2 protein-coding genes are annotated in these 1,746 nt (G+C 42.6%); one reads left to right on the top strand and one right to left on the bottom strand.

The window, feature by feature from the left end; genetic code table 11:
• The first annotated feature begins 302 nt into the window (after positions 1 to 302).
• On the top strand, positions 303 to 1,427 hold the full coding sequence (locus tag V7137_RS28945) for an NADH-dependent flavin oxidoreductase (protein WP_335701260.1): 1,125 nt from the start codon (positions 303 to 305) through the stop codon (positions 1,425 to 1,427).
• A 52-nt stretch (positions 1,428 to 1,479) separates the two neighbouring features.
• Here V7137_RS28945 and V7137_RS28940 read toward each other — a convergent pair whose 3' ends face one another.
• On the bottom strand, positions 1,480 to 1,710 hold the full coding sequence (locus V7137_RS28940) for a hypothetical protein (protein WP_335701259.1): 231 nt from the start codon (positions 1,708 to 1,710) through the stop codon (positions 1,480 to 1,482).
• Between the last annotated feature and the right edge of the window lie 36 nt (positions 1,711 to 1,746).

Genomic DNA, 1,746 nt, shown 5'->3' with positions numbered 1-1,746 from the left:
GATGAAAAAAGTACAGAACGGTCACTCTGAAGGGTTCACAGTGCCCGGATAAGATGAAAAAGGCCCTTAACGGTCACTCTGAAAGATACACAGTGCCCGTATAAGATGAAAAAAGCCCATAACAGTCGCTCTGAAGAGCTCACAGTGCTCGAATAAGACGAAAAAAATTTCCTCGGTTACTCTTAAATGGTTGAAGTAACCGAAGAAGTATTTTTCCAATAATGATTTCATCCAAAAGGAATTGACCATACAGAAGAACGGCAAACTATAGCGAAAATCATTCAGCTGGAGGGGAACAATTAATGAATTCTAAGTATGCTGCATTATTGGAATCATTTACATTTTCAAATGGAGTTACGTTGAAAAACCGAATCGTGATGGCTCCTATGACTAATTTTTCATCCAACCCGGATGGTACCGTTACAGATGCTGAGGTCAGCTATTATGCCCGGCGTTCAGGAGGAGTTGGGTTGGTCATTACAGCTTGTACATATGTGACTGCCAATGGGAAAGGTTTTCAAGGTGAATTTGGGGGTGACAGAGATGATTTAATCCCAAGTTTACGGAAATTAGCCACTGAAATTAAGGAGCAAGGAGCAAAAGCGATTTTGCAAATCTTTCACGGCGGCCGCCAAGTACCCCCTGAATTTGTTCCGAATGGTGATGTTGTCAGTGCAAGCGGTGTAGCTGCTGAAGGTCCAGGTAAACCAGTCCCACGGGAATTATCTGATCAAGAAGTGGAAGCGATTATCCATGATTTTGGGGAGACTACTCGCCGTGCGATTGAAGCGGGTTATGATGGAGTTGAAATTCATGGTGCCAACGGCTATCTCATCCAGCAGTTTTTCTCTCCGCATTCCAACCGGCGTGAAGATAGATGGGGAGGCAGTCTCGAAAAACGTCTCAGCTTTCCGTTAGCGGTTGTAGATGAAGTGAAAAAGGTAGCAGCTGAGCAGTCAAGTGAACCGTTTATTGTGGGTTATCGATTTTCCCCTGAAGAGGAAGAAACACCAGGAATTACAATGGCTGATACATTAGTGTTAATAGATGCATTAGCTAAAAAGGATCTTGACTATCTGCACGTTTCCCTCCAGGATTTCTGGTCCACCCCACGACGCGGGGTGGATGACACACGCGCACGGATCGAAATCATCCAAGAACGGGTAGGAGCAAGTGTCCCAGTAATTGGTGTGGGTTCTATCTATACAGTGGATGATGCGTTAAAAGCAATCCAATCAGGTGTACCATTAATTGCATTAGGACGTGAAATGATTATGGACCCTGACTGGGTACAAAAAGTGGCCGAAGGCAGGGAGTTCGAAATTGTAACAAAAATTGATAAAAATAAACAGCAGGAGCTGGTGATCCCTGACCCACTTTGGCAAGCGATTATCCATTCACCAGGATGGTTTCCAGGTGTAGATTAATCATTTTAAATAGAGTCTTTGGCCTAATCACCATTTTGGGATTAGGCCATCCTTACTTCGCACTTTTTCTTATGGAATAAGCGAGGTAAAAACAAATAATTGGAAGAAAAGCAACGAATCTAAGCCAATTCTCAGCCCCAATGAAATAAAGGGATGGCAGCACTAAGGCAATCCCGCTTAATACAAAGGCTTTCGACGACTTTCTTCGAATTCCCCAGGCTAGTATAAATAATGAAACCCCAATTAATAACCAAAACACAAGACCTATCCAATTAAAGCTCAATCATTTTCCTCCTAAAGATTTTTTTATAATATATAT

Source organism: Neobacillus drentensis (assembly GCF_036962765.1).
Taxonomy (GTDB): domain Bacteria; phylum Bacillota; class Bacilli; order Bacillales; family Cytobacillaceae; genus Neobacillus; species Neobacillus drentensis_C.
Note: the sequence above shows the minus strand (reverse complement) of the source record. Positions and strands in the feature narration are given on the sequence as shown.